Annotated in this window: 21 protein-coding genes; 9 read left to right on the plus strand and 12 right to left on the minus strand. The window is 68.7% G+C overall.

Annotation, left to right across the window (positions count from 1 at the left end):
- Window positions 1-42 precede the first annotated feature (42 nt).
- The 3 genes from ACFWUU_RS17105 to ACFWUU_RS17115 all read left to right on the plus strand — a co-directional run bounded on the left by ACFWUU_RS17105 (window position 43) and on the right by ACFWUU_RS17115 (window position 5043).
- Window positions 43-2430: a lamin tail domain-containing protein gene (locus tag ACFWUU_RS17105; protein WP_380176635.1), complete on the plus strand. Its 2388-nt coding sequence runs from the start codon at window positions 43-45 to the stop codon at window positions 2428-2430.
- Window positions 2431-2504: 74 nt separating this feature from the next.
- Entirely contained in the window at window positions 2505-2921 is a 417-nt protein-coding gene (gene msrB, locus ACFWUU_RS17110) for a peptide-methionine (R)-S-oxide reductase MsrB (protein ID WP_380176637.1), read from the plus strand.
- 85 nt (window positions 2922-3006) lie between these two features.
- Window positions 3007-5043, plus strand: a complete 2037-nt coding sequence (locus tag ACFWUU_RS17115) for an AAA family ATPase (protein WP_380176639.1) — start codon at window positions 3007-3009, stop codon at window positions 5041-5043.
- Here ACFWUU_RS17115 and ACFWUU_RS17120 read toward each other — a convergent pair.
- The 5 genes from ACFWUU_RS17120 to hemE are packed head-to-tail and all read right to left on the minus strand — an operon-like array spanning window position 5040 to window position 9052.
- Window positions 5040-5417, minus strand: coding sequence for a glyoxalase/bleomycin resistance/extradiol dioxygenase family protein (locus tag ACFWUU_RS17120; protein WP_137254846.1), 378 nt, complete (start codon window positions 5415-5417; stop codon window positions 5040-5042). The two genes, ACFWUU_RS17115 and ACFWUU_RS17120, sit on opposite strands and share 4 nt — an antisense overlap.
- Complete coding sequence (gene hemQ / locus ACFWUU_RS17125; RefSeq protein WP_380176641.1) at window positions 5417-6112, minus strand: hydrogen peroxide-dependent heme synthase; 696 nt, start codon at window positions 6110-6112, stop codon at window positions 5417-5419. The genes ACFWUU_RS17120 and hemQ overlap by 1 nt, the downstream gene beginning before the upstream one ends.
- Entirely contained in the window at window positions 6109-7512 is a 1404-nt protein-coding gene (gene hemG / locus ACFWUU_RS17130; RefSeq protein ID WP_380176643.1) for a protoporphyrinogen oxidase, read from the minus strand. Before hemG ends, hemQ begins: the two co-directional genes overlap by 4 nt.
- The gene (locus ACFWUU_RS17135) at window positions 7509-8018 is read right to left on the minus strand and encodes a GNAT family N-acetyltransferase (RefSeq protein ID WP_380176645.1); all 510 of its coding nucleotides are present in this window, start codon (window positions 8016-8018) and stop codon (window positions 7509-7511) included. Before ACFWUU_RS17135 ends, hemG begins: the two co-directional genes overlap by 4 nt.
- Window positions 8015-9052: a uroporphyrinogen decarboxylase gene (hemE, locus tag ACFWUU_RS17140; protein ID WP_380176867.1), complete on the minus strand. Its 1038-nt coding sequence runs from the start codon at window positions 9050-9052 to the stop codon at window positions 8015-8017. Before hemE ends, ACFWUU_RS17135 begins: the two co-directional genes overlap by 4 nt.
- 115 nt (window positions 9053-9167) lie before the next feature.
- Between hemE and ACFWUU_RS17145 the strand changes: the two genes are divergently transcribed.
- Complete coding sequence (locus ACFWUU_RS17145) at window positions 9168-9770, plus strand: DUF3000 domain-containing protein (RefSeq protein WP_137254843.1); 603 nt, start codon at window positions 9168-9170, stop codon at window positions 9768-9770.
- A complete protein-coding gene (locus ACFWUU_RS17150; protein WP_380176647.1) occupies window positions 9767-11029 on the plus strand; it encodes a ribonuclease D in 1263 nt (420 codons plus the stop codon). The genes ACFWUU_RS17145 and ACFWUU_RS17150 overlap by 4 nt, the downstream gene beginning before the upstream one ends.
- A gap of 6 nt (window positions 11030-11035) precedes the next feature.
- On the opposite strand, the gene ACFWUU_RS17155 is transcribed toward ACFWUU_RS17150, so the two are convergent.
- The 5 genes from ACFWUU_RS17155 to ACFWUU_RS17175 all read right to left on the minus strand — a co-directional run bounded on the left by ACFWUU_RS17155 (window position 11036) and on the right by ACFWUU_RS17175 (window position 14763).
- The gene (locus ACFWUU_RS17155) at window positions 11036-12280 is read right to left on the minus strand and encodes an MFS transporter (RefSeq protein ID WP_380176649.1); all 1245 of its coding nucleotides are present in this window, start codon (window positions 12278-12280) and stop codon (window positions 11036-11038) included.
- Window positions 12277-12867: a winged helix-turn-helix domain-containing protein gene (locus ACFWUU_RS17160; RefSeq protein ID WP_380176651.1), complete on the minus strand. Its 591-nt coding sequence runs from the start codon at window positions 12865-12867 to the stop codon at window positions 12277-12279. Before ACFWUU_RS17160 ends, ACFWUU_RS17155 begins: the two co-directional genes overlap by 4 nt.
- An 83-nt stretch (window positions 12868-12950) precedes the next feature.
- Entirely contained in the window at window positions 12951-13439 is a 489-nt protein-coding gene (locus ACFWUU_RS17165; protein ID WP_380176869.1) for a glutathione peroxidase, read from the minus strand.
- A gap of 2 nt (window positions 13440-13441) precedes the next feature.
- Complete coding sequence (locus ACFWUU_RS17170) at window positions 13442-14098, minus strand: dienelactone hydrolase family protein (RefSeq protein WP_380176654.1); 657 nt, start codon at window positions 14096-14098, stop codon at window positions 13442-13444.
- Window positions 14095-14763, minus strand: coding sequence for a hypothetical protein (locus ACFWUU_RS17175; protein ID WP_137254837.1), 669 nt, complete (start codon window positions 14761-14763; stop codon window positions 14095-14097). The genes ACFWUU_RS17170 and ACFWUU_RS17175 overlap by 4 nt, the downstream gene beginning before the upstream one ends.
- 160 nt (window positions 14764-14923) lie before the next feature.
- Here ACFWUU_RS17175 and ACFWUU_RS17180 point away from each other — a divergent pair, with 160 nt between their 5' ends.
- Window positions 14924-16123 carry an acetyl-CoA C-acyltransferase gene (locus tag ACFWUU_RS17180; RefSeq protein WP_137254836.1) on the plus strand — a complete coding sequence of 400 codons (1200 nt, stop codon included), beginning with the start codon at window positions 14924-14926 and terminating at the stop codon, window positions 16121-16123.
- On the plus strand, window positions 16120-18231 hold the full coding sequence (locus ACFWUU_RS17185; RefSeq protein WP_380176656.1) for a 3-hydroxyacyl-CoA dehydrogenase NAD-binding domain-containing protein: 2112 nt from the start codon (window positions 16120-16122) through the stop codon (window positions 18229-18231). The genes ACFWUU_RS17180 and ACFWUU_RS17185 overlap by 4 nt, the downstream gene beginning before the upstream one ends.
- A gap of 100 nt (window positions 18232-18331) precedes the next feature.
- On the opposite strand, the gene ACFWUU_RS17190 is transcribed toward ACFWUU_RS17185, so the two are convergent.
- Complete coding sequence (locus ACFWUU_RS17190; RefSeq protein ID WP_380176659.1) at window positions 18332-18754, minus strand: hypothetical protein; 423 nt, start codon at window positions 18752-18754, stop codon at window positions 18332-18334.
- A gap of 21 nt (window positions 18755-18775) precedes the next feature.
- A complete protein-coding gene (locus tag ACFWUU_RS17195) occupies window positions 18776-19264 on the minus strand; it encodes a hypothetical protein (protein ID WP_380176661.1) in 489 nt (162 codons plus the stop codon).
- Window positions 19265-19731: 467 nt separating this feature from the next.
- Here ACFWUU_RS17195 and ACFWUU_RS17200 point away from each other — a divergent pair, with 467 nt between their 5' ends.
- A complete protein-coding gene (locus tag ACFWUU_RS17200) occupies window positions 19732-20892 on the plus strand; it encodes a transcriptional regulator (protein WP_380176663.1) in 1161 nt (386 codons plus the stop codon).
- Window positions 20889-21848 carry an FAD-dependent oxidoreductase gene (locus ACFWUU_RS17205; protein ID WP_380176665.1) on the plus strand — a complete coding sequence of 320 codons (960 nt, stop codon included), beginning with the start codon at window positions 20889-20891 and terminating at the stop codon, window positions 21846-21848. The genes ACFWUU_RS17200 and ACFWUU_RS17205 overlap by 4 nt, the downstream gene beginning before the upstream one ends.
- The last annotated feature ends 17 nt before the right edge of the window (window positions 21849-21865 follow it).

Consider the following 21865-nt stretch of genomic DNA (forward strand, 5'->3'; position numbering starts at 1 on the left):
TGGACCTTGGAAGGCACACGTGCCGGTGTGAGAATCCGGGCCATGTCTGCCCTGAACCGACCACGGCGCCGCTTGGGCGCCCTCGTGGTCACGACCAGTCTTCTCGCCGCCGGGTCGGCGGTGGCCATCCTCGCCACGCCGGCGCAGGCCGCTTCGACCGATGTGGTCGTCACCGAGGTGTACGGCGGTGGCGGCAACAGCGGCGCGCCGTACACGAACGACTTCGTCGAGCTGACCAACAACGGCTCGGCCGCGATCGACGTGAGCGGCTGGTCGGTCCAGTACGCCTCGGCCGCCGGTACCACGTGGCAGGTCACCAAGCTGACCGGCAGCATCGACCCGGGAGCGACGTACCTGGTCCAGGAGGGCGGCGGCGCGAACGGCCAGCCGATGCCGACCCCGAACGTCAGCGGCACGATCCTGATGTCCGCGACGGCCGGCAAGATCGCCCTGGTCACCACCCAGACCGCGCTGACCTGCGGTGCGATCTGCCACGCGGACCCGAGCGTGAAGGACTACGTCGGCTACGGCACAGCGAACGACTCCGAGACCGCGCCCGCGGCGGGCCTGTCGAACACCACCTCGGCCGCGCGCAACGACCCGAAGCAGGACACCGACAACAACAACGCCGACTTCACCGCGGGCAACCCGTCACCGGGCACGCTGACCGGTGGTCCGGCCGAGCCGCCGGTGGACGCCAAGATCCACGACATCCAGGGCGCCGCGCACCGCTCGCCGCTCGAGGGCAAGCGGGTCTCCAACGTCACCGGTGTCGTCACCGCGGTGAGCAGCAACGGGTTCTGGTTCCAGGACCCGCAGCCCGACGACAACCCGGCCACCAGCGAGGGCGTGTTCGTCTTCACCAGCTCCGCGCCGACGGTCGCCGTCGGAGACGCCCTGAACGTCGAGGGCTCGGTCGCCGAGTTCCGCCCGGGCGGCTCCGGCGGTACGACGAACCTGACCACCACCGAGCTGACCAACGCGAAGATCACCGTCACCGGCACGGCCGCCGTACCGGCCCCGACGATCGTCGGCAAGGGCGGACGCGTACCGCCGTCGACCGTGATCGACGACGACTCGAACGGCGACGTCGAGACGACGAGCACGGCGTTCGACCCGGCCAACGACGGGCTGGACTTCTGGGAGTCGCTCGAGGGCATGTGGCTGGGCATCGACAAGCCGGAGGTCACCGGGCCGACCAGCTCGTTCCGCGAGCTGTCCGTCGTACCGGCCGGTGCGGGCGTACGGACGGTCCGCGGCGGGATCCTGCTGCAGAAGACCGACAGCAACCCGGAGCGGGTGCTGCTGGACGATGTACTGGTACCGATCCCGGACGCCAAGACCGGTGACAAGCTGGCCGGCGTCGTGACCGGTGTTCTGGACTACTCGTTCGGCAACTTCAAGTTCCTGCCGACCGTCACGCCGACGGTGCTCGACGGCGGTGTGAAGCGCGAGGTCACCAAGAAGTCCTCGATCGCGCAGGTCTCGGTGGCGACGTTCAACGTCGAGAACCTCGACCCGGCCGACGGCCCGGCGAAGTTCGACGGGCTGGCGCAGGCGGTCGTGAAGAACCTCGCCTCGCCGGACATCCTCGGCCTCGAAGAGGTGCAGGACAACGACGGCGCGGTCAACTCCGGCACGGTCGCTGCCGACGTCACGCTGAACACGCTGGCTGCCGCGATCGTGAAGGCCGGCGGACCGAAGTACGCGTGGCGTGAGATCGACCCGGTCGACGGCAAGGAAGGCGGCGAGCCGGGCGGCAACATCCGGGTCGCGTTCATGTTCCGGACCGACAAGCCGGTCAAGTTCATCGACCGCGCGGGCGGCGGCTCGACGGTGGCGACGACGATCACCACCGACCGGTTCGGCAAGCCGCACCTGAGCGCGTCGCCGGGCCGAGTCGACCCGGCCAACCCGGCCTGGGCCGACACCCGGGTCCCGCTGGCCGGCGAGTTCACCTGGCTCGGGCAGTCGCTGTTCGTGGTGGTCAACCACTTCAGCTCCAAGGGCGGTGACGACCCGCTCTGGGGCCGGTTCCAGCCGCCGGTGCAGTCCAGCGCGCCGAAGCGTCACCAGCAGGCCGAGGCGGTCCGCGGGTTCGTGGACCAGATCCTGGCCAAGGACAAGGGCGCGAACGTGGTCGTACTCGGTGACCTGAACGACTTCGACTGGTCCGGCACCGCGGACATCCTGGTCGGCTCCGGCAAGACCGCGCTGATCGACCTGCCGCGGACGCTGCCGCTGAAGGAGCGCTACAGCTACGTGTTCGAGGGCAACAGCCAGATCCTGGACCAGATCCTGATCTCGCAGAACCTCCGCCCGGCCTCGTCGTACGACGTGGTGCACATGAACGCGGAGTTCCCGGACCAGATCTCCGACCACGACCCGCAGGTGGTGAAGCTGATCCCGCTGCCGTCCTGGATCCGCTGACCCGCGGGATTTCGGCAGTCTTACATCGGTCGCCCGGGTGGGGTTTTCCTGCCCGGGCGACCGATACTGGTGTTGTGACAGATTCAACCAAGCAGTACTCCGTCCAGAAGTCCGACGCGGAGTGGAAGGCGCAGCTCTCCCCCGCCGAGTTCCACGTGCTGCGCAAGGCCGGCACCGAGCGGCCGTTCGTCGGTGAGTACACCGACACCAAGACCGTCGGCGTGTACAAGTGCCGGGCGTGTGACGCGGAGTTGTTCCGCAGCGAGACCAAGTTCGACTCGCACTGCGGCTGGCCGTCGTTCTACGCGCCGCTGGCCGAGGACCGCGTCGAGTACATCGAGGACAGCACCCTCGGCATGAAGCGCGTCGAGGTCCGCTGCGCCAACTGCGGCTCGCACCTCGGGCACGTGTTCGAGGGCGAGGGCTACGGCACCCCGACCGACCAGCGGTACTGCATCAACAGCATCAGCCTGACCCTGACGCCGGCCTGATCCTCGGGCCAGAGTCTGCCCCACCGGTCGCCCGGTCTAGCTCTAGACTGGGTCGGCTGGTGGCTCCTCCTGGGGAAGGAATTTGGTGGCAGACGACGTCCGCAGACCGCGAGTTCTGGATGTGCTGGCGGCAGGGGAGCCGTGGGAGGTGCCGACCGAGTGGATCACTCGCGTTCGCACTCAGCTGCAGGCCTGGGCCGACGATCCGGACGCGCTGCGGCCGCTCCGCCCCGAGGCGTTTCCCGACTTCATCAAGGGCACTCCCGCGGCCGTCTGGTTCACCCACGAGATAGCGCCCCTGCTGACCGGATGGATCCCGGTCCTGCACGGTGAGTACGCCGATCTCGGCACCGAGCTCACGCACGACTTCTACCGGCCGTCCTCCCGGCTCGGCGGCGCCGGCCACGTGGTGTACGTCGCGCCGACCGACTGGCACCTGCAGGCGATCGCCGGCGCCCGCGGCTTCCGCGAGCAGGGCCGCCAGCACGCGCTCCAGCTGTCCCGGAACGTCGTCAGCCTGTTCCTCGACGCTCCCCCGATGGCGGCCCGCGCGCAGGCGCTGACGGCCGCCTTCGACCGCGTGCTCGGCGACCGCGAGGCGACCCATCTGCACATCACGGGCGAGTACGACGACATCGCGCAGTACTGGCGGAACGACGCGCTGAAGGACAGCGAGCGCGTCGTACTGCCCGAGCTCGGCGGCCCGACCGCGGCCCTGCGCTACTCGCTCAACTCGATCCGCGACACCCATGCCCGGCTGCTGATGACGAGCCCGGACGAGTACGCCGGTGACTACGCGCAACTGATGGCCGAGCTGATCCTCGCCACCGGTCTTCGCGGCATCCCGCAGGCCGTCGCCAGGAGCCTCGGCAACACCACCCAGGACCTGGAGAAGGCGCTCAGCTCGATCCACCAGACGTTCAACCGCCAGGTCTGGCTGGCGCACGTCAACCAGTGGCTGGCCCGAGCGATCCGCAGCGGCCAGGCACCCCTCGCCCGGGCCTGGGCCGCCGCAGCCACCCGCGCCGCGATCCACCTGTCCGGCGTACTGTCCAAGGCGCCGTGGCCGGAGCCCGAGATCCCGGATCTGACCTCGCTGTTCCAGATCCTCGACCGGGAACGCTGGAGCGCGCTCGAGGCAACCGCCGCCGCGGAGTCCGAGGCCAACTCGCTGTCGTCGATCTGGAACACGGTCCAGGAGGAGGCCGGGCGTCCCGCCTCGTCCGACGACGGCACCCTCGACGAGCCGCTCCCGAAGCCGCTCGACTTCAGCGACGACCCGCTGGCCGAGCTCGATGCGCTGATCGGCCTGGAGTCGGTCAAGGACGCGGTCCGCAAGATGGTCGCCGAGGTGAAGACCAATCTGCGCCGGACCGAGCTCGGCCTGCCCAGCCACGAGCGGGCCCGGCACATGGTGTTCGTCGGCAAGCCCGGTACGGCGAAGACCACGATCGCCCGGCTGCTCAGCCGGATCTACCACCAGCTCGGCGTGCTCGAGAAGGGCCACGTGGTCGAGGTCGACCGCTCCGACCTGGTCGGCCCGAGCGTCGGTTCGACCGCGCCGATGACCGCGGGCAAGTTCCGTGAGGCACTCGGCGGCGTGCTGTTCATCGACGAGGCGTACAGCCTGACGCCGGAGAACACGCCGGGCGACTACGGCCTCGAAGCCGTCGCCACGATCCTGAAGTTGATGGAGGACCACCGCAACGACTGCATCGTGATCGTCGCCGGCTACCACCGCGAGATGCAGCGGTTCATGGAGTCGAACACCGGTCTGGCGTCACGCTTCCCGAAGCTGCTGTCGTTCAGCGAGTACGACACCGACCAGCTGGTCGCGATCTTCGAGCTGCAGGCGCGGCAGAAGGGGATGATCTACGGCGAGGACGTGCTGGACAAGGTCCGCACGGTCATCCCGCCCGCGCCGCGTGGCCACAGCTTCGGCAACGGCCGTTTCATCCGGAACGTGCTCGAGGAAGCCGTCTCCAACCAGGCCACCCGGCTGTCCGCCCGCGACCCCGACAGCCTGACCGAGCGCGACCTGCGCGAACTCATCCCGGCCGACGTCCGGCCGCCCACGTCGATGCGCGCCGAGGACTACCTGCTGCAGAAGCCTGGAACTTAAATCGGCGTCGCCAGCGCAACCGGATTGCCCTCGGGGTCGGCGAGGTAGGCCTGCCGTTCGCCCCAGGGCATGGTCGCGGGCTCCTGCAGGACGGGATGGCCCGCGGCCCGGAAGACTTCTACCTCGGCCTCGACGTCGTCGACGTACACGAACAGCTCGAAGCGCGGCGCCGCACCGACGGTGATGCCCAGTTGGGCCTCGGGCCAGTTCGCGTCGGACAGGCCGAGGGACGAGTCGCCCCGCTCGAGGCCGACGTAGTGCGGGGTGCCTTCCAGCGGGAACTGGTACGTCGACTCGTAGCCGAGGAGCTTGTAGAACTCGACGGACCGGCGTACGTCCTGGACGTACAACACCGGGAAAGCCTTACGAGTCATCACACCAGGTTAGCGACCAGCTCGCCGAGCTCGGTGCGTTTGCCGGTGTAGAACGGGACCTCTTCGCGGACGTGCCGCCGGGCCGTCGACGCGCGCAGGTCGCGCATCAGGTCGACCATCCGGTGCAGTTCGTCGGCCTCGAAGGCGAGGATCCACTCGTAGTCGCCGAGCGCGAACGACGCGACCGTGTTCGCCCGTACGTCGGGGTAGGTGCGCGCCATCTTGCCGTGCTCGGCGAGCATGAACCGGCGCTCCTCGTCCGGCAGCAGGTACCACTCATAGGACCGGACGAACGGGTACACGCAGATGTACGGGCGTGCCTCCTCGTCGGCCAGGAACGCCGGGATGTGGCTCTTGTTGAACTCGGCCGGCCGGTGCAGCGCGAACTGCGACCAGACCGGGACCAGGTGCCGGCCGAGCCTCGACCGGCGCAGCGCATGGTAGGCCTTCTGCAACGCGTCCGACGTCGGCGCGTGCCACCAGATCATGAAGTCGGCGTCGGCCCGGAATCCCTCGACGTCGTAGATACCGCGGATCACCACGTCGTCGGCGGCGAGCTTGCCGACCAGGTCGGCGAGCTCGGCGGTCAGCTCGTCCCGGTCCGCATCACCGAGCGGCGTCTCGACCTTGAAGACCGACCACAAGGTGTAGCGGATCACGTCGTTGAGCTCACGGGCTTTCGGCTTACCTGTCACTTCGCCATTGTCTCCAATGCCTCGAGATGCTCCAGCACCCGGGTGGCCGCCTTGCCACCGGACGCGACACACGCCGCGATCCCGACACCCCGGTACGCCGCTCCGCAGACAGCCAGCCCCGGTACGTCGGCCACCGCCGCCTCGACCCGATCGACCCGCTCCAGATGCCCCACGGCGTACTGCGGAAGACCACCGCCCCAGCGCGTCACCAGCGACCCGACGACCTCCGCCTGCAGCCCGATCGCCTTGCCCAGATCCGCGACCGCCAGCGCCACGAGCTCCTCGTCGGAGCGCTGCAGCACGTACTCCTCACCGAGCCGGCCGACCGAGGCACGCAGTACGGCGAGCTCTCCCCCGGCCTCTGCGGACCACGCCCACTTGGCGTGCGAGTACGTCGATGCCTTGATCGTGCGCTCCTCGACGGACGGCACCAGGAACCCGGAGCCGGTCGCGGTCTCGGGCCAGTCGCGCTTGCGGACAGCGAGTGTGACGATCGCCATGCTCGCGTACTCGATCGTCGCGAGCTCGGTCGATGCCGTCGGCACCAGGTCGGTCAGCATCCGCGCGGCCGGGGCTGCGGGTACGGCGACCACCACCGCGTCCGCGGTCAGGTACGTCGGCGCGGGCACGGGTCCGGCCTCGAGGACGAATCCGTCCGGCGTGCGCGAGATCCGTCGTACGGTCAGTTTGCGACGGATCTCGACGCCGCGCGCGGTCAGGTCCTGCTCCAGTGCCGTGATGATCCGGTTGATACCCCCGACCACGCCGGCGAACACCGGCTGGCCGGCACGCTTCTGGCCCAGCTCCCGCAGCTCGGCCGTGGCGGCGAGCAGGCTCGGGGCGGTGCGCAGCTTCGCATACAGATCGGGTACGGCGGCCGCGAGCGAGATCTCCTCGGCCTTTCCGGCGTACACCCCGCCGAGCAGCGGGTCGATCAGCTTGTCGGTGACCGCGGACCCCATCCGGTCGGCAACGAACCGGCCGATCGCGACATCTTCGGTGAGCGCGGGCGCGGGCAGGTCGGCCTCGTGCGCGACCTGCTCGGCGGCCTCTGGCCCGAGTACGTCGGCCGTCGCGGCGGGATCGACCGGGACGCCCATGACGGTCGGCGGGATCGCGCGGATCCGGTCGCCGACCCACAAACCGGCGGAGGTCGTCGCCGGGTGGACGATGTCGAGTCCCACCGCCCTGATCAGGTCAACAGCCTCCGGCCGACGGGCCAGCACCGACTCGGCACCCAGGTCGACCGGCACGCCCTCGATCTCAGCCCCGGACAGCTTGCCGCCGAGCCGCGGCGAGCCCTCGAGGACGGTGATCTGCGGCGGATTCGGCCCGGTTGCGAGCGCATGCGCGGCCGCCAGCCCGCTGATCCCGCCACCGACGACAACGACCCGGCTCACACGCCCTCCATGATCAGTTCGTACCGCTTCCCCGGCCCGAGGTCGGTGCTCGAGGTCCCGATCTGCTGGAAGCCGGTCCGGGTCAGTACTGCCTGCGAGGCCGGGTTCCGGTCCGAGGCCCCGGCTCGCAGCGTGGTCCGCGCGTACTCCGTCGCCGCGAGGCCGATGATCGCCCGCACCGCGGCCGTCGCGAGGCCCTGACCCGCCCACTTCTCCGCGATCCGGTAGCCGAGCTCGGCCGACCCGTTCTCGAGGTCGACCAGGTTCACCCGCCCGGCGACCGCGCCGGAGTCGTCCATCAGCACGTGGAACCGGCAGATCCCGGCCGCCTGCTCAGCCAGCAGCGCCGCGTGCTTGGCAGCGAAGTTCGCGAAGTAGTCGTCGCCGCGGTCCCAGATCCAGCTCGCGAAGTACTCGCGGTTCTCCAACTCGAAGGCGAGCACGGCGTCCGCGTGGTCAGCGGTCAGCGGCTCCAGCGTCACCGGGTGGTCCGGCAGACGGATCACTGCGCGCTCCGGGTCTGCACGTACTTCGCGATCCGCTGCAGTACGTCGGGATCCGCGTCCGGCGGGACCCCGTGGCCGAGGTTGAAGATGTGGCCGGGGGCAGCCTTGCCTTCCTCGAGGATGCGGTCGATCTCGGGCTCGATCGCCTCCCAGCCGGCGAACAGCAGCGCCGGGTCCAGGTTGCCCTGGAGCGGCTTCGGGCCGACGCGTCGTGCCGCTTCGTCCAGCGGGACGCGCCAGTCGACTCCGACCACGTCGGCGCCGGCCGCGCTCATCAGGCCGAGCAGCTCGCCGGTGTTCACGCCGAAGTGCACCCGCGGTACGCCGTACGGCTTGAGCGCCTCGAAGACCTTCGCGGAGTGCGGCAGGACGAAGCGCTCGTAGTCGCGCGGCGAGAGGCCGCCGGCCCAGGAGTCGAAGAGCTGGATCGCGGAGGCGCCGGCCTCGACCTGGACCGTCAGGTAGGCGATCGCGACGTCGGCGAGCCGGTCCGCCAGCGCGTGCCAGAGGTCCGGGTTGCCGTGCATCATCGCCTTGGTCTTCGCGAAGTCCTTGCTCGGCCCGCCCTCGACCAGGTACGACGCGACCGTGAACGGGGCGCCGGCGAAGCCGATCAGCGGCGTACCGCCGAGCTCGGAGACGAGCTGCTGGATGGCCTCGGTGGTGTACGGCACGTCGGCCGCGGTGACCGGGCGGACCGCCGCGATCCCGGCGGCGTCCCGGATCGGGTCCGCCGCCACCGGGCCGATACCGGGCTTGATCTCGATGTCGTAACCGGCGAACTGGAGCGGCGCGACGATGTCGGAGAAGAAGATCGCCGCGTCGACGCCGTAACGGCGGACCGGCTGCAGCGTTATCTCGACGACGAGGTCGGGACGCATACAGGACTCGAGCATCGTGATGCCCTCACGCACCTTGCGGTACTCGGGCAACGCGCGCCCCGCCTGCCGCATGAACCACACCGGAGTGTGCGACGGCCGCTCCCCCCGAGCGGCGAGCAGGTACGGCGAACGGTCCAGCGGAGCGGGCGTCAGAGGCACAGACAGATGATCCCACGCGGGTCCCAGGGGCCGTGCGCCGGTCAGACACCGCCTGTTACCGGCGCGTCTAAACAAGCGTCGGTGAGTAATCGGTCGTAGGCTGCGAAGCATGGGTGCCCGCAAGCAGGTCGACGCGCCACCCGCGGAGTTCGCCGAGGCAGTCTCGCAGTTACGAGGTGCCCGGTTCCGGCCCGAGGTTTTCGTCGAGGAGATGCCCGCGCCGCAGCGGATCGCACCGCACGCGGCCGCGGTCAGCGCCGACGTGACGGTTGACGGCGACGATGTCGCCACCGGCCGGCTCGTCATCCTCTACGACCCGGCCGGGAACGACGCCTGGCAGTCGACCTTCCGCTGTGTTGCGTACGTGCGAGCCGCCGTCGAACCGGAGATGGTGACCGACGCGCTGCTCGGCGGCGTGGGCTGGACCTGGCTGATGGAGGCGCTGGCCGACCGCGGCGCGGACTTCCTGGCCCCGAGCGGTACCGTCACCAGAGTGGTATCGGAGAGCTTCGGCGGAATGGCCGACGACGAGGCGACGGCGGAGATCGAGATCCGCGCGTCCTGGAGCCCGGTGCCGGGACCTGGTGGACTGGTGGACGTGACCAAGCATGCCGAGGCGTGGGGCGAGGTGCTCTGCACCGCGGCCGGTCTGCCGCCGGTTCCGCCGGGGGTGGTCGCGATGCCGACCCGGCGCGGACAGCGGGGCCGATGACCTCAGCCAACACACCTCAGCCGTCCACCTCGGACGACGCCACCGCGAGCCTGCCCCTGCTGGAACTGCGGGACGGGCTGTCCGACGTGGTCGACGAGGAGTCCGCGCTGACCGAGACGGTCGAGGCGTTCCGCGCCGGCACCGGTCCGGTGGCCGTCGACGCCGAGCGCGCCTCCGGCTACCGCTACTCGCACCGGGCGTACCTGGTCCAGCTGCGCCGTGAAGGCTCGGGCTCCGCGCTGGTCGACCCGATCCCGTTCGGCGATCTGTCCGCGCTCGGCGACGCCATCGTCGACACCGAATGGATCATCCACGCCGCCAACCAGGATCTGGCCTGCCTGGCCGAGGTCGGGATGGTGCCGCGGCAGGTGTTCGACACCGAGCTGGCTGGCCGCCTCCTCGGGTACCCGAAGGTCGGGCTCGCCTCGCTGGTGAGCGAAGTACTCGGCTATCGGATGCGCAAGGAGCACTCCGCCGCCGACTGGTCCACCCGGCCGCTTCCGGCGCCCTGGCTCGTGTACGCCGCCCTGGACGTCGAGATGCTGATCGAGCTGCGGAACGCGATCGAGCAGGAGCTGCGCAGCGAGGGCAAGTGGGAGTGGGCCGAGCAGGAGTTCGCCGCGATCCTGGACGCTCCCCCGCGCGAGCCGAAGCCGGACCCCTGGCGCCGTACGTCGGGGATGCACCGGGTCCGCAACCGCCGCAGCCTCGCCGTCGTCCGCTCGCTGTGGGAAGCGCGGGACCAGATCGCCGAGTCCGCCGATATCTCCCCCGGCCGGATACTGCCTGACGCCGCGATCGTCGAGGCCGCGTCCGCGATGCCGACCGATCGGGACACGCTGCAGAAGCTCACGGCCTTCAAGGGCCGCGGCGCGCATCGGCACATGCGGACCTGGTGGGAAGCGGTCGACCACGCCCGCCGTCTCCCCGACTCCGAGCTCCCCAAACAAGGACCGCGGTACGACGGCCCGCCGCCCGCCCGTGCCTGGGCGGATCGCGACCCGGACGCCGCCGCACGCCTCTCCGCAGCCCGCACCGCCGTCGCGGAGATCGCCGAGGCCCACCGTCTGCCGACCGAGAACCTACTGGCGCCGGACACCATCCGCCGCCTGGCCTGGTCCCCGCCGACCGACGTGAACCTCGACGTCGTCACGACGTTCCTCCGCGACCACCACGCCCGTCCCTGGCAGATCGGCCTGACGGCCGACGTACTCACCGACGCGATGACGTCGGAAGCACCGGCCAAACCGCTCGACTGAGCGGGTCTAGAGCAGATCGGCCCCGGGTGCCGGCTCGGCCGGGAGCTGAGGATCGCCGGCCGCCAACGGCTCCGGCCGGAGCTGATCGCGCAGGGTCAGGACGATCTGCAGGGCTCCGAGCAGGATCACGGTCGCGATGATCGCGAAGATCTGCCGGTAGCTCAGCAGACTCACGAGCAGGCTGCCGAGCGCGAGCGAGATCGCCTGCGGCGTGGACAGCAGCACTTCGACCGCGGTCGAGACCCGGCCGATCAGATGACCTGGTGAACGGCGCTGCATCAACGTCGTGAACGCGACGAACGTCCAGGGCAGCCCGAGACCGCAGATGGCCGCGCCGACCAGCACCACGGCGATGGTGGGCGCGACGATGCAGACGACGGTGGAGATCGCCAGCGTGATCAGGCCGACCGTGCAGGTGGAGACCTCACCCAACCTGCGGACGGCGCGGGCGGCGGTGAGCCCGCCGATGATCGCGCCGACGCCCTGGCACGTCACGAAAGCGCCGGCGAACGTCGCCTGCTTCCCGAAGGCATCCAGCAGCGCGTAGATCGACGACTCGAAGAAGCCGATGACGAGGATCGAGATGCCGAGGCCGGCGAGGACATGGCGGAGTACGCGATCGCCGAGCAGGAACCGGACTCCGCCCAGCACGTCCTCGCGGAAGGTCTGCTTGACCGGGGTCGGCGTCTCGCTGACCTTGATCGTCGCGATCAGGAGCCCGGCGGCCACGAAGGTGGTTGCGTCGACGACCGCCACCAGCCAGCCGCCGACGGTGGCGAAGATCGCCGCCCCGACCAGCGGTCCGAAGAGGCGGAAGCCTTCCTTGATCGTGGCCAGACTCGAGTTCGCGTCGACGAGCAACTCGTCCGGCAGCAGCTCCTTGAGCAGGCCGTTCAGCGCAGCGGGCAGGACGACGAACGAGACGCCGTACAGGAAGGCGACCACCCAGATCAGCCAGACGTCGTTCGCGTCGCGGACGAGGACGAGCGGGAGGACCGCGGCCCCGCTGGCGAAGTTGCCCCAGACGAGGATCGCCTTGCGGGGCAGGCGATCCACCCACACCCCGAGCAGCGGGGCGCCGAGCGCAGGCAGCACCATGAAGAAGAACGTCAGGCCGGCCATCGCGTTCGAACCGGTGAGCGTCTTCACCCACATGCTCAGCACCAGCAGCATGACCGAGTCGCCGAGCATCGACGTACTCAGGCCAGCGAACAGACGCGGGAACCCGGGCTGGGCGAACAGCTTCCTCATGCCGGCTCAACTCCCGGGAAGTACGTCGGAACGCCCCACGCCACGAACTCGCACAGCCGCGAACCCGCCGGACGCTTGCTCGGATCAGTCAGCCGCTCGACGTGGCGGTCGAGTACGGCGCTGATCGCCTCGTTCATCTCCTTGAGCTCGGCCGCCGTCAGCCAGGCGACCATCTCGGTGTTGCTGTGCGCCGCGCGCCATTCCTCGGGCTCGTCGGGCACGCGCTGCTGCGCCTCGTGCAACCGCTCCAGCGCGCGGCCCATCGCCACCTCGGACAACGCCTGCGCAGCCCGCCGCTCGTCGACCGAGCCCGACGAATGCTCGTCGTCCCAGCGGAACCCGAGCCCCGGCACCTGCCACGGCCGCTGCCGGCCCTTTCCACCCTCGGCCTCCTCGACGAACCCGTGCTGGGCCAGCTTGCGGAGATGCCACGAGCAGTTGGCCGGCGTCTCGTCGAGGCGGTCGGCCAGCTCGGTCGCGGTCAGCGGACCGCTGACCGACAACAGTTCGATGATCGCCATCCGCACGGGATGGGCGAGGGCGTTCAGCTCACGAGGGTCGCTGAGGCGACGATGCGGGTCGGGCATGCGTCGAAAGTACTCTTTCGAAAGAGTTGTTGCAATCCTCTATAAACAAATCGCCCGTCGCGGCGGCGACGGGCGATCCGGGGTTACTTCGGGAGCTGGGTCTCGATCGCGGTGACGACCTCGTCCGACTCCGGCTCGGTGCGCGGGCGGAAGCGGGCCGCGACGGTGCCCTCGGGGCTGACCAGGAACTTCTCGAAGTTCCACTGGATGTCGCCGGCCTCGCCCTCGGCGTCCGGCGTCAGGGTCAGCTCGGCGTACAGCGGGTGGCGGCCGTCGCCGTTCACCTCGAGCTTGTCGAGCATCGGGAACGTGACGCCGTACGTCGTCGAGCAGAAGGTCTCGATCTCCTCGGCCGACCCCGGCTCCTGGCCGCCGAACTGGTTGCAGGGCGCGCCGAGCACCGTGAACCCACGGGACTCGTACTTCTTCTGCAGGTTCTCCAGGCCTTCGTACTGCGGCGTCAGGCCGCACTTCGACGCCACGTTGACGACCAGGACAGCCTTGCCCTTGTAGTCGCCGAGCGACGTCGATGCGCCGGAGAGAGTGGTCAGCGGAATGTCGTACAGGCTCATGCTCATCCTTGGGAGGTTGGGAGGTGACGGGCAAGAAAGTCTTCGGTACGCCGCCACGCGAGCGCGGACGCGTCGGCGTTGTGGAACATCGGCAGCGGGTTGTCGAACGCGTGCCCGGCGCCGTCGTACCGGTGCACCTCGGCGGCACCCAGGTTCGGGACGATCTCGTCGACGTCCAGGTACGCGTCGGTGTTGCCGAAGTGGTGCAGGCTGGTCGCGGTCACCTGCAGCTCGAGAAGGTTCTTCAGCGCGGATCCGTAGTAGCTCACCAGCACGTCCGGGGACGAGACCGCCGCCACGTTGTAGCCGAGCCCGCCGCCGAAGCAGAAGCCGACAACGCCAGTGCCTTTACCGCGCGCCTTCAGGTACTGGAGCGCGGCGACGGCGTCCTTGACCGCGAGGTCCCAGTCCAGCCGCGAGACGATGCCCATGGCCTGTTGCAGCAGCTCCGGCGAGGACTCGTCCAGCTCGGTGTCGTCAAGGCGCCAGTAGATCTCCGGTGCGATGACGTAGTACCCGAGGGCGTGCAGATCCGCCCCACGTTGCTTGATGTAGTCGGAGACCCCGAAGATCTCCTGGAGGAGCAGGATTCCCGGCACGTCGGCGTCGGCCGATCCCCACTCGTGAACTGGTAATCCGCCGTCGAGCTCCGAAGTCACACTGTGAAGCGTACGACCTCGGTGGGTACCGGCCTCGGCGCAGGTGCGGGCATCCACGACTTCGTCTCGGCGATCGCGTCGACGAGCAGCCGGTAGAGCCGGTCATCCGGATCCGGCACACACGCCTGCGAGATGCCTTCGACCGCGCAGGACACCGCACGCGGCGCCGTACGGCGGGCGAAGTCCGGCGCACCGCGGCGGGAGCGTGCGGTGAACGCCCGCGCCCACTTCGTCGCCGACGGGACCGACTGCAGTACGGCGAGCGAGTCCGGCTCGATGTCGTCGAGCGGGCGCCCGTCGAGCTCGGCCAGCTGCTTCTCCCCCACCAGTAGCGCGACGGCCAGGATGTACTGCCGCTCCTGCGAGACGACCGGCAGCGCGTGCTGGATGCAGCGCGCCGTGACCCGCGGTACGACGTGCGGGTCGTCCGGGGTCATGCCGATCACCGACGGGATCATCGGTGCCAGCCGGGACCGCCCGGAGTCGGTCGTGCAGTCGTTGACGTCCCGCGCGACGCCGGCGAGCAGTGGATGCGTGCAGGCCGGGTGGTCGGACCACGGTTCGCCGGCCAAATAGGAGGCGAACTCCATGAAGCAGGCGCCCTTGCGTGGATTGCGGTGCTTGCCCCGGCTCAGGACCGGTACGGCGAGATCAAGGTTGTTCATTGAACGGCTCCCCATAGCTACCTGCCCCCAGCATGCGCCGATTCCCCGCAGTACGCCACGGGTTGCTGTGAGCAGCTCCACAGCCACAGGGTGTTTGGCACTTCTGTTACTCACGGGTAGCCTTTGGGTAGCTTTCCCGACTCCCCAGAGGAGGGCACTCGTGCCCCGTGAGATCCGCGATGTCGTGTTCGTCGACGGCGTTCGCACCCCGTTCGGCAAGGCCAAGGGCCAGTACGCCGAAACCCGCGCCGACGACCTGGTGATCAAGTGCATCCGGGAGCTGCTGCGGCGGAACCCGGGTCTCCCCCCGGAACGCGTGGACGAGGTCGCGATCGCGGCCACCACCCAGATCGGCGACCAGGGCCTGACCATCGGCCGGACCGCGGCCCTGCTGGCCGGTCTGCCGAACACCACGCCCGGCTACGCCATCGACCGGATGTGCGCGGGCGCGATGACCGCCGTCACCACCACCGCGGCCGGTGTCGCGTTCGGTGCGTACGACGTGGTGATCGCCGGCGGCGTCGAGCACATGGGCCGGCACCCGATGGGCGAGGGCGTGGACCCGAACCCGCGGATCATCTCCGAGAAGCTGGTCGACACCTCTGCCCTGGTGATGGGGTCGACCGCGGAGAACCTGCACGACCGGTTCCCCGGCATCACCAAGGATCGCGCCGACGCGTACGCCGCGGCGTCCCAGGAGAAGGCCGCGAAGGCCTACGCCAACGACCTGATCCAGCCGGACCTGGTGCCGGTCGCGACCCGGTCGGCCGAGCAGGGCTGGGGCCTTGCGAGCACCGACGAGCCGATGCGGCCCGGGACCACGGTCGAGGACCTGGCTTCGCTGAAGACGCCGTTCCGCCCGCACGGGCGGGTCACCGCGGGCAACTCGGCGGGGATCAACGACGGTGCGACCGCGTGCGTGCTGACCTCGGCGGAGGCCGCTGAGGAGCTCGGGCTGACGCCGAAGATGAAGCTGGTCTCGTACGCCTTCGCCGGCGTCGAGCCCGAGGTGATGGGCGTCGGCCCGATCCCGGCGACCGAGAAGGCGCTGAAGCTGGCCGGGCTGACCATCGACGACATCCAGGCCTTCGAGGTGAACGAGGCGTTCGCCGTACAGGTGCTGGCGTTCCTGGAGCACTACGGCATCGCCGACGACGACCCGCGGGTCAACCCGTACGGCGGTGCGATCGCCTACGGCCACCCGCTGGCGTCGTCCGGGGTCCGGCTGATGAACCAGCTGGCCAAGCAGTTCGAGCAGCGCCCCGAGGTCCGTTACGGCCTCACCACCATGTGCGTCGGCCTCGGCATGGGCGGAACCGTCATCTGGGAGAACCCCAACTGGGAAGGTGCGGCCAAGTGAGCTTGCAGGAACTGATCGACAGCGCTTCTGCCCTGTCGACCGACGAGGTTGTCACGCTGGCGCACTCGCGGGATGTCGTACTGCCTAACAAGGCCGGGACGATGGCGCTCATCACGCTGGACAACGGGCACGACCACACCAAGCCGAACACCTTCGGGCCCAAGGGTCTGGGGTCGTTGAACGCTGCTCTGGACGCAGCGTTGGCGCGGGACGAGATCGTCGCGATCGGTGTGACCGGCAAGCCGTTCATCCTCGCCGCGGGTGCGGACCTCACCGGCGTACCTAAGTTGGCCGATCGGGAGCAGGCGCTAGCGCTCGGCAAGATCGGGCACGGCGTGATGCGGAAGCTGGTCGACGGCGGCAAGCCGTCGTTCGCGTTCGTGAACGGTGTGGCGCTCGGCGGCGGGCTCGAGGTCGCGCTGCACGCGTCGTACCGCACCGTGTCGGTAGCGGCCGGGATGCTGTCGACGCCGGAGGTCTTCCTCGGCCTGATCCCGGGCTGGGGCGGCAACTTCCTGCTGCCGAACCTGATCGGCGCGGACAACGCGGTCAAGGTCGTCGTCGAGAACGCCCTTAACCAGAACAAGATGCTCAGCGGGCCGGAGGCGGTGAAGCTCGGCATCGGCGACGTACTGCTGGAGTCGGCCGACTTCCTCGAGCAGTCGTTGCTGTGGGCTTCGAAGGTGCTGACGGGGTCTGTCGTTGTCGAGCGGGCTCCGATCGACCGCGGAGACGCGTGGGACGCGGCTGTTGCCCGGGGCAAGGCTTTTGCCGATCTGAAGGTCAGCGGGGCGGCGCCGGCGCCGTACCGGGCGCTGGAGCTGATCGCGGCGGCTCGCGACAACGATCGGGACCGTGGGTTCGCGGCCGAGGACGAGGCGCTCGCGGATCTGATCATGAGCGAGGAGCTGCGGAGCGGTCTGTACGCGTTCGACCTGGTCAACAAGCGGGCCAAGCGGCCGGCGGGTGCGCCGGACAAGTCGCTGGCGCGGCCGGTGACGAAGGTCGGTGTGGTCGGCGCGGGTCTGATGGCCGGGCAGCTGGCGTTGCTGTTCGCGCGGCGGCTGGAGGTTCCCGTCGTACTGACGGATCTCGATCAGGAGCGCGTGGATCGCGGCGTCGGGTACGTGCACGGTGAGATCGACAAGCTGCTCGCCAAGGGCCGGGTGCGCGCGGACAAGGCGAACCAGCTGAAGGCGCTGGTCACCGGGTCGGTGGACAAGAGCGTGTTCGCGGACGCGGACTTCGTGATCGAGGCCGTGTTCGAGGAACTGCAGCTGAAGAAGGCGATCTTCGCCGACCTGGAGAAGATCATCCGGCCGGACGCGGTGTTGGCGACCAACACGTCGTCGTTGTCGGTGACCGAGATGGCGGCGGACCTGGAGCACCCGGAGCGGGTCGTCGGGTTCCACTTCTTCAACCCGGTCGCGGTGCTGCCGCTGCTGGAGATCATCCGGGCGGACCGGACGGACGACGCTTCGCTGGCGACGGCTTTTGCTGTTGGCAAGACCTTGAAGAAGTCGTGCGTGCTGGTGAAGGACGCGCCGGCGTTCGTGGTGAACCGGCTGCTGACACGGTTCCTCGGCGAGGTCAGCGCGGCGGTGGACGAAGGTACGCCGATCCCGGAGGCTGATCGTGCTCTGTCCGCACTCGGCCTGCCGATGCCGCCGTTCGTCCTGCTGCAACTGGTCGGGCTGCCGGTCGCGCTGCACGTCGCGGAGACGATGAACCGCGCGTACCCGGAGCGGTTCGCGGTGTCCGCGAACCTTGCCAAGGTCGTTGCCGCAGGCAAGAGTTCGTTCTACGTCTGGCCGGAAGGCAAGCCGGTCGTCGACCCGGAGGTCGAGTCACTGGTATCGGTCGGCGACAAGCCCTCCACCCCCGACGAACTCCGCAACCGCGTCCTCACCGCCCTGGCCGAAGAAATCAAGATCATGCTCGACGAGGGCGTAGTAGCCGAGGCCCAAGACATCGACCTCTGCCTCCTCCTAGGCGCCGGCTGGCCCTTCCACCTAGGCGGCATCACCCCCTACCTGGACCGCACCGGCATCGCCGAAAAGACCAACGGCTCCCGCTTCCTCCCCCGAGGCACAGCCAGCCTCATCTAAACCGCTGGGGGTCGGTGCGGCGCCGGAAGCCCGCTCCGGCCCCCAGCAACCAAGGTATGGAGGACGAAAGCCGGGTGCGAAGGGTGCCGAGTGCCAGCGCCTATTTGATCCGCAGGCCGGCTGCCGCCACCGCCCTCTGCAGATGGCCTACGGCGCAGAATGGTTTGCCAGACAGTTCCCAGATCGCGACGCCGACAGCCTCGGTCGGCGCGACAAGGACACCGACCGTCTCACCTGTCGAGGTGATCAGCTCAGGCCAAGGGCGGTTCCGTTCGCCCATCGCGTCAGACTGCAACTGGAAGGCTGCGAACGCGCACGCCTGCTCTACTCCACCGCCGTCAAGCTCAACAGGAAATTCATGTCCGCCGGCGACCAAGATGACATCGTCGCCCGACGACCCCGTCCACGCGGGATCGACCCGGACAGTGACGTCTGCCAGGCCGCTGCCGGCAAAGTCGGCGTTCAGCCGATCAACGACGAACGCCTGCGCAGCCTCCGTACCGCTGTCGGTCGAGGTGTCCATGACTAGCTCCCAGGTCGTAGATCAGACTAGTTTGCACTTGATGTAGAACTCCTGCACGACCGCCCCCTTGGCGTTGTACGAGGTCCCCGTGATCTTGAGGATCTGACCTGTCTTGTACATCGGCACGTACCGATCCTTGGAGTTGCTCCAGATCCTTGCCGGTAGTGATCCGTGCGGCGGATAGCTCTGTTTCTTGCCGTCAACCTTCTTTGAACCGACATAGACGCTCACGATGTAGCGGTCTGCGGGAAGCTTTGGATACGTCCCCCATTGAATAGACGTTCCCGGCCCCTTCTGCTGGATCGACAACCGTCCGAGCTTGTTCTGGTCGGTGTAGTTCGGCGAGCAGGAATGTACGGTGTGCGAGCCCGAGCCGGCCGGCGGGTTTTCCGCCGGACACGACTCGGCTGTCAGGCCGAGCAGGGAAACGATCAAGAGGGCGTGCACCGGCCTTCGGGGCAGTGCGAGCCGCGTTGCGAGGCTGGATTTGGGGCGCCGTGCGGCGAGCATCGACGTGTCCTCCAATCGGGTGCGTGAGCGGTCGCTGCGTTGGTGGAACGGCGGAACGGACGCGGAGTGCAGGGATTTGAGGAGAACGAGGGATCATCCCCTCTCGGCACGTCCGCTCCGCCGGCTTCCAGACTCGGTCGGGGACGCCGGTTACGGGGAGGTACTAGTCGCGTCAAAAGCGTCAACTTCTGCGAGAATCGTGAGGCGATCACTACGCTGAGGAGCGGTGCGCGTTGGCGAACGAGGTCCTGGAAGGTCTCTTGCGAGAGCTGAGTTGGTCTCCTCGTACGCTGGCACGCCGCCTCAACCGGGACTTCGGCGCTGGCACAGTCGCGGACACGGCGCCGTACCACTGGCGAGACTCGGATCGGGTACCTCGAGCCCCGCTGCCGACGTTGGTAGCTCATCTGCTGTCGTCTCAGCTCGGGCGCTTGGTGACGGTCGGCGAACTGTGGCGAGGACGCGCGATGGACTCACCTCTCGTCATGCCTGCGGACGCAGGCATGCGGCAGCCCTGGACCCGGGCTGGCACACTTGGGGCTCTCGACGACTGGGTGGTGACAGGGTTGTTGGACAGGCGGCGGTTCCTCGCGATCTCCGGCGCCGGCCTGACCTCGATGCCCAGCCATCTCGCAGCGGCGAAGTCACCTCGCGGATTCGCTGCCGCCGCGGCAGACAGCCCGCTGATCGAACAGATCGAACAAGCAATCCCCTTACTCCAAAGGCTCGACGACGCTACCGGAGGCGGCAGCCATCTCGAATACGTCGGGGCTCAGTTTCGCTCGGTTGCTTTGCTGGTTCGCCGCGGAGGGCAACCCCGTTCCATCGAAACTCGCCTGCTGTCGGCACTCGCGGAGATCGGTCAACTTGCAGGTTGGATGGCATTCGATGCAGGCCTGCACGGACCGGCGCAGCGGTACTTGTTCACCGCACTTCGTGTCGCAAACGAGTGCGGCTACAGAGCGATGGCCGCGCATATTGTGGCCGATCTCGCTTTTCAGGCGGCGAGCCGCGAGTTGTCCTCAGACGCGGTCGCTCTCGGCGAATCTGCGGTCTCGGTCGCGCAGCACGCGCCCGCGGGGGTTCGTGCATCGATCCAGACGCGCCTCGCCTATGGGTATGCCGTCGCCGGCGACATGTCATCGTTCGATCGGGCGTACAAGACCGGACTCGAGGTGCTGGCCGATGGCGATCGCGCGGAGGACCCGGCCTGGATGTACTACCTGACACCGAGCCACCTCGATACACAGGCAGGCTATGCATTGACGCACGCCGGCATGCTCGCCGCGGAGAACATCAGCCCGTCGGCAGGACGCGCGATGTTGCGCGAGGGTGAGACCCTGCTGCGGAAAGGCGCCCACGATCGGCCGTTCACCGCTCAGGCGCAACGCCGTGCCCTCTTCGAGGGAGCCTGGCTGGCAACTGCGGCCGCGGGCCGCGGCAACCTGGAGGAGGCGTGCGTCCTCGGGCGCACCGCAGTGGCGCGAACCGCAACGGTCCGTTCTGCTCGAAGTATCGAGGTGCTCGCCCGGCTCGCTGCGCGGTTGCGGAGAGCCAAGCGCAACGAGCACGTCAGCGACTTTCTGCCGGTGCTCGAATCGTGCCTCGCCAGAAACGCGCAGCTGTGACCCAACACATCATTGTCGTCGGTGCCGGCGTGATTGGGTTGACCACCGCTGTCCAGTTGGCCGAAGCAGGGCTTCACGTCGAGGTGATGGCCGCCGAAAGGCCGCAGGCGACGACCTCAGCGGTCGCCGGTGCGCTGTGGGGGCCGTGGCTGGTCGAACCGCGTGCGCGGGTTCTCGCATGGGCCGCCCACAGCTTGACGGTCATGCAGGAACTCGCTCACCATGCGGGCTCTGGCGTACGGGTGGCGTCGGGGATGGAGGTGTCCCGAAGGAGCTACCCCGCGCCTGACTGGGCCAACCTACTCGCAGACAGGCGACCCTGCACGCCGGACGAGCTTCCGACCGGATATGGCCACGGCAGCCGGTACAGTGCACCGCTTGTTGATATGCCGCTCCACCTCGGCTACCTGCTGGCCAGACTACGAACTGCGGGCGGAACACTGACCGTTCGCCGCCTGGCTTCTCTAGACCAGGCGAGCATCGATCCGCGAGTCGCGATCGTGAACTGTTCGGGTGTCGGCGCGAGGCAACTCGTCCCGGACCCGGAGCTCTTTCCGATCCGCGGGTACCACGTAGTGGCCAAGAACCCGGGCTTGACCGAGTTCCTGGAAGCCGACACAGAACATGCCACGGACCTGCTCGCCATTTATCCCCACCGCGATCACGTGATTCTGGGTGGAACCGCCGAGCCTGACACGTGGAGCCTGAAACCTGATGACAAGATCGCGACCGCCATCGTCGACCGCTGTGCAGAACTCGAGCCCAGACTCACGAAAGCGGCAATCATCGAACACCGAATAGGCCTACGACCTACCAAACCTACGGTCCGTCTCGAAGCTGAGCGATCGCCGGCCGGCAATGTCATCATCCACAATTATGGGCACGGCGGCGCCGGCGTCAGCCTGGCCTGGGGATGCGCCCAAGAGGTCACCTCACTTCTTTCAGCCGCCACCTGAACGACAGCCGTGGCTCG

The sequence above is a fragment of the Kribbella sp. NPDC058693 genome (genome assembly GCF_042715335.1).
Lineage (GTDB): Bacteria > Actinomycetota > Actinomycetes > Propionibacteriales > Kribbellaceae > Kribbella > Kribbella jiaozuonensis.

What these genes read in the sequence shown, in the direction of transcription:
- ACFWUU_RS17105 (WP_380176635.1), top strand. Translation starts at nt 43, where the DNA reads ATGTCTGCCCTGAACCGACCACGGCGCCGCTTGGGCGCCCTCGTGGTC.
- ACFWUU_RS17120 (WP_137254846.1), bottom strand. Translation starts at nt 5,417, where the DNA reads ATGACTCGTAAGGCTTTCCCGGTGTTGTACGTCCAGGACGTACGCCGG.
- ACFWUU_RS17145 (WP_137254843.1), top strand. Translation starts at nt 9,168, where the DNA reads ATGGGTGCCCGCAAGCAGGTCGACGCGCCACCCGCGGAGTTCGCCGAG.
- ACFWUU_RS17150 (WP_380176647.1), top strand. Translation starts at nt 9,767, where the DNA reads ATGACCTCAGCCAACACACCTCAGCCGTCCACCTCGGACGACGCCACC.
- ACFWUU_RS17155 (WP_380176649.1), bottom strand. Translation starts at nt 12,280, where the DNA reads ATGAGGAAGCTGTTCGCCCAGCCCGGGTTCCCGCGTCTGTTCGCTGGC.
- ACFWUU_RS17160 (WP_380176651.1), bottom strand. Translation starts at nt 12,867, where the DNA reads ATGCCCGACCCGCATCGTCGCCTCAGCGACCCTCGTGAGCTGAACGCC.
- ACFWUU_RS17165 (WP_380176869.1), bottom strand. Translation starts at nt 13,439, where the DNA reads ATGAGCCTGTACGACATTCCGCTGACCACTCTCTCCGGCGCATCGACG.
- ACFWUU_RS17175 (WP_137254837.1), bottom strand. Translation starts at nt 14,763, where the DNA reads ATGAACAACCTTGATCTCGCCGTACCGGTCCTGAGCCGGGGCAAGCAC.
- ACFWUU_RS17190 (WP_380176659.1), bottom strand. Translation starts at nt 18,754, where the DNA reads ATGGACACCTCGACCGACAGCGGTACGGAGGCTGCGCAGGCGTTCGTC.
- ACFWUU_RS17195 (WP_380176661.1), bottom strand. Translation starts at nt 19,264, where the DNA reads ATGCTCGCCGCACGGCGCCCCAAATCCAGCCTCGCAACGCGGCTCGCA.
- ACFWUU_RS17200 (WP_380176663.1), top strand. Translation starts at nt 19,732, where the DNA reads ATGGACTCACCTCTCGTCATGCCTGCGGACGCAGGCATGCGGCAGCCC.